The 8,150-nt window shown below is 71.5% G+C and carries 6 protein-coding genes; 4 read left to right on the forward strand and 2 right to left on the reverse strand.

All coding sequences use genetic code 11. From position 1 onward, the window contains the following. Positions 1 to 1,004: protein kinase domain-containing protein (locus AC13HU_RS25780; RefSeq protein ID WP_483044335.1), on the reverse strand; the 1,004-nt coding region annotated here is incomplete at its 3' end. Between the two features lie 252 nt (positions 1,005 to 1,256). Here AC13HU_RS25780 and AC13HU_RS25785 point away from each other — a divergent pair. Beyond that, entirely contained in the window at positions 1,257 to 2,885 is a 1,629-nt protein-coding gene (locus AC13HU_RS25785; RefSeq protein WP_483044336.1) for a protein kinase domain-containing protein, read from the forward strand. 161 nt (positions 2,886 to 3,046) lie between these two features. Here the strand turns inward: AC13HU_RS25785 and AC13HU_RS25790 are convergent, their stop codons facing one another. Beyond that, positions 3,047 to 4,063, reverse strand: a complete 1,017-nt coding sequence (locus AC13HU_RS25790; RefSeq protein ID WP_483044339.1) for a phosphotransferase — start codon at positions 4,061 to 4,063, stop codon at positions 3,047 to 3,049. A 417-nt stretch (positions 4,064 to 4,480) separates the two neighbouring features. Between AC13HU_RS25790 and pdhA the strand changes: the two genes are divergently transcribed. The 3 genes from pdhA to AC13HU_RS25805 are packed head-to-tail and all read left to right on the forward strand — an operon-like array spanning position 4,481 to position 8,130. Continuing rightward, a complete protein-coding gene (pdhA, locus tag AC13HU_RS25795) occupies positions 4,481 to 5,671 on the forward strand; it encodes a pyruvate dehydrogenase (acetyl-transferring) E1 component subunit alpha (protein WP_483044337.1) in 1,191 nt (396 codons plus the stop codon). 1 nt (position 5,672) lies between these two features. Beyond that, positions 5,673 to 6,647 (forward strand): alpha-ketoacid dehydrogenase subunit beta, encoded by a 975-nt coding sequence (locus AC13HU_RS25800; RefSeq protein ID WP_483044338.1) that lies wholly within the window; start codon positions 5,673 to 5,675, stop codon positions 6,645 to 6,647. Between the two features lie 19 nt (positions 6,648 to 6,666). Beyond that, positions 6,667 to 8,130 (forward strand): dihydrolipoamide acetyltransferase family protein, encoded by a 1,464-nt coding sequence (locus AC13HU_RS25805; protein WP_483044340.1) that lies wholly within the window; start codon positions 6,667 to 6,669, stop codon positions 8,128 to 8,130. The last annotated feature ends 20 nt before the right edge of the window (positions 8,131 to 8,150 follow it).

An 8,150-nucleotide genomic window follows, 5' to 3' on the forward strand; every position in this document is an offset into this window, starting at 1 on the left:
GTCTGGATCTGCGGCGGTGGGGTCTGTATCTGCCCGGGCTGGACCGGGAAGACCGATGCGGCGACGCCCTCGCCGCGGCTGCCGGTGACGGCGTTGCCGGAGATCACCGGCATGGTGCCGCTCTGCGTGGCGGAGAGCACCCGCTCGATCTCGTCGTGCATCGTGTCGGCGGTCGGGAAGCGCTCGGCGGGGTTCTTGCGCAGTGCGCGGGCCACCAGCGCGTCGATCGCGGGGCCGAGCGCCTGGTTCACCGTGGACGGGGCCGGCGGGGTCTCCTGGACGTGCTGGTAGGCCATCGCCAGCGGCGAGTCCGCGTCGAACGGCAGCCGCCCGGTGAGGAGTTCGAAGAGCATGCAGCCGACCGAGTACAGGTCGGAGCGCTCGTCCACACCGCGTCCGAGCGCCTGCTCGGGCGAGAGGTACTGCGGGGTGCCGACCACCATGCCGGTCTGCGTCATCGACGTCACACCGGACTGCATGGCCCGCGCGATGCCGAAGTCCATCACCTTGACCACGCCGCGCCGGGTGATCATCACGTTGCCCGGCTTGATGTCCCGGTGCACCAGGCCCATCTCGTGGCTGACCGCCAGCGCGGCCAGTACGTCGCCGGTGATCCGCAGCGCCTTGTCGGCGGGCATCGCGCCGAACTGGGCGATGTCCGCGGCCAGCAGGTCGCCCAGCGGCTTGCCCTCGACGTACTCCATCACGATGTACGGCACCAGCTGGCCGTCGATCATGTCCTCGCCGGAGTCGAAGACCGAGACGATGTTGGTGTGGTTGAGTTTGGCGACGGACTGTGCCTCGCGGCGGAAACGCTCCCGGAACGACTGCTCGGTGCCCAGGTTGGTGTGGAGGGTCTTGACGGCCACGGGCCGGTCGAGCACCGTGTCATGCGCCAGGTGCACCGACGCCATGCCACCTTGACCGAGCAGGTCGCGCAGCGCGTACCGCCCGCCGCCTACCGAGCGCCCCGTGTACCCGCCCTGTGTGGCGTCCCCGCTCATCAGTACCGCTACCCCCTGAAGGTGGACCGGGACAGACCCGTCCCCGAGCTTGCCCGCCAAGTCTCGCTTATCGCACGGGCACGTCAAGTTCGTTGACCATCTCGTCACCTGATACGCATCGTCCACGCACAAAGCGGTGACCTTCGTACGGCAGCCGGACGGCGACCGATCGCGCAACCCGAAAAGCGGTACGGTGGCGCACCAAGACAGCGATGCGCGTACGACAGGCTCGCACCACATGGCTCGCACGACATGGACGGACGACGAGGACTGATGGTCGACCCGAACGAGACGGCCGCCGGCATCGGAGCGTCGGAGGCCAACGGTCCTTGGGGCCCTGGCGCCGTGGTCGGCGACGGCCGCTACCGGCTGACCGGACGGCTGGGCCGAGGCGGCATGGCCGAGGTCTTCGCGGCGGAGGACGTGCGGCTCGGCCGGATCGTCGCCGTCAAGTTGCTGCGCACCGACCTCGCCGAGGATCAGGTGGCCCGGGCCCGCTTCACCCGCGAGGCCCAGTCGGTGGCCGGCCTCAACCACCACGCGGTGGTCGCGGTCTACGACTCCGGCGAGGACATCACCCGTACGGGCACCGTCCCCTACATCGTGATGGAGCTGGTCGAGGGCCACACCATCAAGGACCTGCTCACCGGACCCACCCCGCCCCCGGTCGACCAGGCGCTGGTGATCGTCTCCGGCGTGCTGGACGCGCTGGCCTACAGCCACGAGCACGGCATCGTGCACCGTGACATCAAGCCCGCGAACGTCATCATCACCAATACGGGCGCGGTCAAGGTGATGGACTTCGGCATCGCCCGCGCGATGCACGGCGCGGCCAGCACCATGACGCAGACCGGCATGGTGATGGGCACCCCGCAGTACCTCTCGCCCGAGCAGGCGCTCGGCAAGACCGTCGACCACCGCAGCGACCTGTACGCCACCGGGTGCCTGCTCTACGAGTTGCTCGCGTTGCGGCCGCCGTTCGTCGGCGAGACCCCGCTGTCCGTGGTCTACCAGCACGTCCAGGACGAGCCGCGGCTGCCGTCGCAGATCAGCGACCGGGTGCCGCCGGAGCTCGACGGCCTCGTGCTGCGCTCGCTCGCCAAGCAGCCCGAGGACCGGTTCGAGAACGCCGAGGAGATGCGGGCGCTGGTCGGGTACGCCCACCACACGCTCATGCAGCAGGGCGGCTGGACCGGGGGGATGTGGGACACCGGCGCGGTCACCGCGGTCGCGCCCCGCCCGACCGGCACGTCACCCACCGTGGTGGCCCAGAGCGGCGGGCGCGGGCAGAGCGGCAACACCGCGGAGATCGGTCCGCTGCTCGGCGGGATCTCCGGGGTCGGCGGCAACGACGACGTGCACGGGTACGGCGAGAAGCCGCCGTCCAGCGGGAGTTCCTGGGTCAAGCCCGTGCTCTTCGTGATCGCCGCGGTGCTCGCCATCGCGCTCGGGGTCTATCTCGCGACCAGGCACACCGGTGGGAGCGGGGCCGGCACCGACCACACCACCGCGCCCACCCGTACGCACACCTCGGACCGGCCGTCCGACGGCAGCGCGGACCAGCCGTCGGACGACTCCTCGGGCGAAGTGTCCGACGAGCCGAGCGACTCCGGCGAGTCCAGCGACACCCCGTCCGACCGCACCCCGTCCTCGCCTCCCACCAGCGCCACCACGCCTCCCACGACGCCGCCCACCCACACGACGAAGCCGTCGCCGCCCACGCCGCCGCCCACGAAGCCGCCCACCGGGCCGCCCGACACGGGGTCGCCCACCGGCGGGGGCGACGGCAGCAGCAGCAGCGGTGCCGGTGGCGGTAGCGCCGGCGGTGACGACGGCGGCGGCGACTCGGTCGGTGGCACCGTCGGGAGCATCGGCGGCTGACGGCGCCGCCGTCCCGGTCCCGGTCCCGCCCACCGGCCGGCGGTGGGTTGCTCGCTCCGTTCTCCCCCTCCCCCGGACTTCGCCGGGTGACCGTGGCGATCAGCCACTCACCGGCAGGTGGTCCCCCGGTCGACAGGACGGGGCCGGGCGGGGGGAGCGGGTCACCCCGTGAACGCGTCGGAGACGCGCGCGTACTCCTCGGTCCACCACACCGCCAGGGCCGACGCGGCCGGGAAGAGCGGATCGGACCGGGGATCGCGGTGCTGGTAGCGCCAGTGCAGCATCCAGAAGTCGTTGAGCCGCTCCCACCACACGCGGTGCACGGCCGCGGCCACCTCGGACGCGGCGATGCCGGCGGCCCGCCGGTACGCGCGGGCGTAGCCGCGGATCTTGGCGAGGTCGAGACGCCCGTCGGCGGGGTGGACGAAGAAGATGACGGCGGCGCGGACCGCCTCCTCGGCGCGGGGGTGGACGCCCAGCCGGTCCCAGTCGATGATCGCGGCGGGCTCCTCACCGCGGTAGAGCAGATTGAGCGGGTGGAAGTCGCCGTGCACCCAGCCGCTGGCGCGGTCGTCCGCGGCCGGCGGACGGCGATGGGCGAGCCGGCGCAGCAGCGTACGGCGTTCGAGCAGGCGGTGCTCGGCGAGCGCGTCGAAGGCGTCGAAGGGGCGGTGGCCGCGTACCAGGGTGAGCAGGTGGTCGATCTGCTCGTGGGTGCGGTCGGGGTCGGCGCTGGGGTGCGGCTCGGCCGGCGGCGGCGGCTGCGTGTCGGCCAGCCCGGTGTGGACCAGGCCGAGCAGGGTGCCGAGCCGGCGCGAACAGCTCTGGGAGAGTTCGGTGCCCTCGCGGTGGCGGCCCTCGATCCACGGGAAGAGGGCGTAGCGGTGGCCGTCCAGGACCGTGACGGTGGCGCCGCCGCGGTCCGGCAGCGGCGCGGCCGCGGGTAGCCCCAGCCGGGCGAGCCGGCGGGTCGCGTGGTGCTGCCGGGCGATCACCGCCGGTGCCGCGGTATCCGCGGCGACGTACTGCTTCAGGAAGTAGCGGCCGCTGCCCGTGGTGATCCGCCAGCCCCGGTTGAGTAACCCGCGCGGTACGGGTTCGCAGGTCAGCAGGGTTGCCGCACAGTCGTAGCGGCGCAGCAGGGCGGTCAGTGCGGGCGGCCGCTGTGCCGTGCCCATCACGCGGCTCAGCGTAGATCAACAGGAGGTCCGGCCTTGCGCGAGTGGCGGGAGAAGCCTTGCGTCTGCTATGTCCGTCTGGTCGCGTTCGGGGCGATGGCCGGAACCGGGCGGCACTCCGCGCCGTTCACCCCTTACGGACTTTTCCCGATCGGGATACGGTGCCGGTGTCCCGGTCATGGCCTGCGGTAACGCGGACTACTAGGAAATCCAAGCAAAACCGCAGGTCAGAAAGTGTGCCCTCGGTGTACGCGAAGACTTCCCGATGTAGGTAACGTCTGCATTGCAGGCCATTCGCCGGGGCGTTGTCACGCCTGGCCCGGCCATGCCGCACATACCCCGTGCGTCACGCCGGACCTGGTGAGCCGCACTGGCTCTCCGGCAGATCCCGGGGGCTGGACAGACGGAGGAGCGAACGTGAGCGTGAAGAGCACTGCCGCTGGGGGTACCCCCGCCAAGGCCAGGGCGAGTGCCGGCCGCGGCCGCGCGAAGCGCCGTGGGGGCGAGCCCGAGCTCGTACAACTGCTGACCCCCGAAGGTGAGCGCGTCGAGCACGGCGAGTACTCCATCGACCTGACCCCGGACGAGTTGCGTGGCCTGTACCGCGACATGGTGCTGACCCGCCGGTTCGACGCCGAGGCGATCACTTTGCAGCGGCAGGGCGAGCTGGGGCTGTGGGCCTCGCTGCTCGGCCAGGAAGCCGCCCAGATCGGTTCCGGACGGGCCACCCGCCCGGACGACTACATCTTCCCGACCTACCGCGAGCACGGCGTGGCCTGGACCCGTGACGTGGACCCGTTGAACCTGCTGGGCATGTTCCGCGGGGTCAACAACGGCGGCTGGGACCCGAACGAGAACAACTTCCAGCTCTACACCATCGTCATCGGCTCGCAGACGCTGCACGCGACCGGCTACGCGATGGGCGTGGCCAAGGACGGCGCGGACGCCGCGGTGATCGCGTACTTCGGCGACGGCGCCTCCAGCCAGGGCGACGTGGCGGAGTCCTTCACCTTCGCCGCGGTCTACAACGCGCCGGTGGTGTTCTTCTGCCAGAACAACCAGTGGGCGATCTCCGAGCCGACCGAGAAGCAGTCCCGGGTGCCGATCTACCAGCGCGCGGCCGGCTACGGCTTCCCGGGCGTCCGGGTGGACGGCAACGACGTGCTGGCGGTGCTCGCGGTCACCCGGGCGGCCCTGGAGCACGCCCGCAGCGGGCAGGGCCCGATGCTGGTCGAGGCGTTCACGTACCGGATGGGCGCGCACACCACCACCGACGACCCGACCCGCTACCGCACCGACGAGGAACGCGAGGAGTGGGCGTCGAAGGACCCGATCGCCCGGCTGCGCGCCTACCTCGACAAGCAGGGCCTGGCCGACGAGGAGTACTACGCGGGCCTGGACGCCGAGAGCGACGCGCTGGCCAAGCGGGTCCGCGACGGCGTGCGCAGCATGCCGAACCCCGACACGATGGCGATCTTCGAGAACATCTACGCCGACGGGCACGCGCTGGTGGACGAGGAGCGCGCCCAGTTCGCCGAGTACCTGGCCTCCTTCGAGGACGCTCCCGCCGGCGCCCATGGGGCGGCCGGCTCCGGAAAGGGGCACTGACATGACGCAGATGGCCATCGCGAAAGCGCTCAACGAGTCGCTGCGCACGTCCCTGGAGAACGACCCGAAGGTCCTGGTGATGGGGGAGGACGTGGGCCGGCTCGGCGGCGTCTTCCGGATCACCGACGGCCTGTTCAAGGACTTCGGCGAGGGCCGGGTGATCGACACCCCGCTCGCCGAGTCCGGCATCGTGGGCACCGCGATCGGCCTGGCGCTGCGCGGCTACCGCCCGGTGGTGGAGATCCAGTTCGACGGTTTCGTCTTCCCGGCCTACGACCAGATCGTCACGCAGCTGGCGAAGATGCACGCCCGGGCGCTCGGCAAGATCAAGCTGCCGATCGTCATCCGCATCCCCTACGGCGGCGGCATCGGCGCGGTCGAGCACCACAGCGAGTCCCCGGAGACGCTCTTCGCGCACATCGCCGGGTTGAAGGTGGTCTCGCCGTCGAACGCCTCGGACGCGTACTGGATGATGCGGCAGTCCATCGAGTGCGACGACCCGGTGATCTTCTTCGAGCCGAAACGCCGCTACTGGGACAAGGGCGAGGTGGCCGTCTCGGCCGTGCCCGCGGGGCTGCACAAGGCGGCGGTGGCCCAGACCGGCACCGATGTCACGCTGGTGGCGTACGGGCCGATGGTGAAGGTGTGCCTGGAGGCGGCGGCCGCGGCGGCGAACGAGGGCCACAGCGTCGAGGTGGTGGACCTGCGCTCGATCTCGCCGATCGACTTCGACACCGTGCAGACTTCGGTGGAGAAGACCGGCCGGCTGGTCGTGGTGCACGAGGCCCCGGTCTTCTTCGGTTCGGGCGCGGAGATCGCGGCCCGGATCACCGAGCGCTGCTTCTACGCCATGGAGGCGCCGGTACTGCGGGTGGGCGGTTTCCACGCGCCGTACCCGCCGGCCCGGCTGGAGGACGAGTACCTGCCCGGTCTGGACCGCGTACTCGACGCCGTCGACCGCGTGCTGGCGTACTGAGGAGAGGGTTGTGACGATCATGGCCGTACAGGCACAGCGCTTTCGCGAGTTCAGGATGCCGGATGTCGGCGAGGGCCTGACCGAGGCGGAGATCCTCAAGTGGTACGTGGGCGTCGGGGACACGGTCACCGACGGGCAGGTGGTCTGCGAGGTCGAGACGGCGAAGGCGGCCGTGGAGCTGCCGATCCCGTTCGACGGGGTGGTCAGCGAGATCCGCTTCGACGAGGGCACCACGGTGGACGTGGGCACCCCGATCATCGTGGTGGACGCGGGCGGCGACGAGGCGCCGGGCGGTGCCGATGCCGGTGCCGCCGCTTCGGACGCGGTCGGCGCGGAGCCGGCGGCGGCGCAGCCCGCGCCGGAGCCGGCCGTCAAACGGACGGCGGTGCTGGTCGGTTACGGGGTCGCGCCGTCGTCGACGACCAGGCGGCCTCGTAAGCAGAAGGCCGGCGATCAGCTGAACGGGTATGCGGCGGCGCCCGCGGCGCCCGTGGCGCCCGCCGTGGCCGCCGCGCCTGTCGTGGCGGAGCCCGCGGTGGCCGCACCCGCGCCTGCCGAGGCGCCCGTGCCCGGCGCGCTGCGGCCGCTCGCCAAGCCGCCGGTGCGCAAGCTCGCCAAGGAACTGGGCATCGACCTGGCCACGGTGATGCCCACCGGGCCGCACGGCGAGGTGACCCGCGAGGACATCAGGGCCGCCGCCGCGCCGCCGGCCCGGTTGCCGCTGCCGGCGGCCGACGCCGACGCCGACGTTGATGCCGCCGCCGGCATCGCCTCGGCGGGCGCGCGCGAGACGCGGGTCCCGATCAAGGGCGTCCGCAAGGCCACCGCGCAGGCGATGGTCGCCAGTGCCTTCACCGCGCCCCACGTCACCGAGTTCGTGACCTTCGACATCACGAAGTCGATGAAGCTGGTGCAGGAGTTGAAGGCCGATCCGGCGTTCGCGGGGCTCAAGGTCAGCCCGCTGCTGCTGGTCGCCAAGGCGCTGCTGGTCGCGATCCGCCGCAACCCGGAGGTCAACTCGGCCTGGGACGAGGCGAACCAGGAGATCGTCCGGAAGTCCTACGTCAACCTGGGGATCGCCGCGGCCACCCCGCGCGGCCTGGTGGTGCCCAACATCAAGGACGCCCACGACAAGACGCTGCCCGAACTGGCCTCCGCGCTGGGTGAGTTGGTCAGTACGGCGCGGGAGGGGAAGACCTCGCCGGCCGCGATGCAGGGCGGCACCGTCACCATCACCAACGTCGGCGTCTTCGGCATCGACACCGGCACCCCGATCCTCAACCCGGGCGAGTCCGCGATCCTCGCGTTCGGCGCGGTCAAGCTCCAGCCCTGGGTGCACAAGGGCAAGGTGAAGGCGCGGCACGTCACCACCCTCGCGCTCTCCTTCGACCACCGGCTGGTCGACGGCGAACTGGGTTCGAAGGTGCTGGGCGACGTCGCGGCGATCCTGGAGGAACCCAAGCGGCTGCTCACCTGGTCATGACCGGCTGAACACCCTTTCGG

This window comes from Streptomyces sp. NH27 (assembly GCF_056859195.1).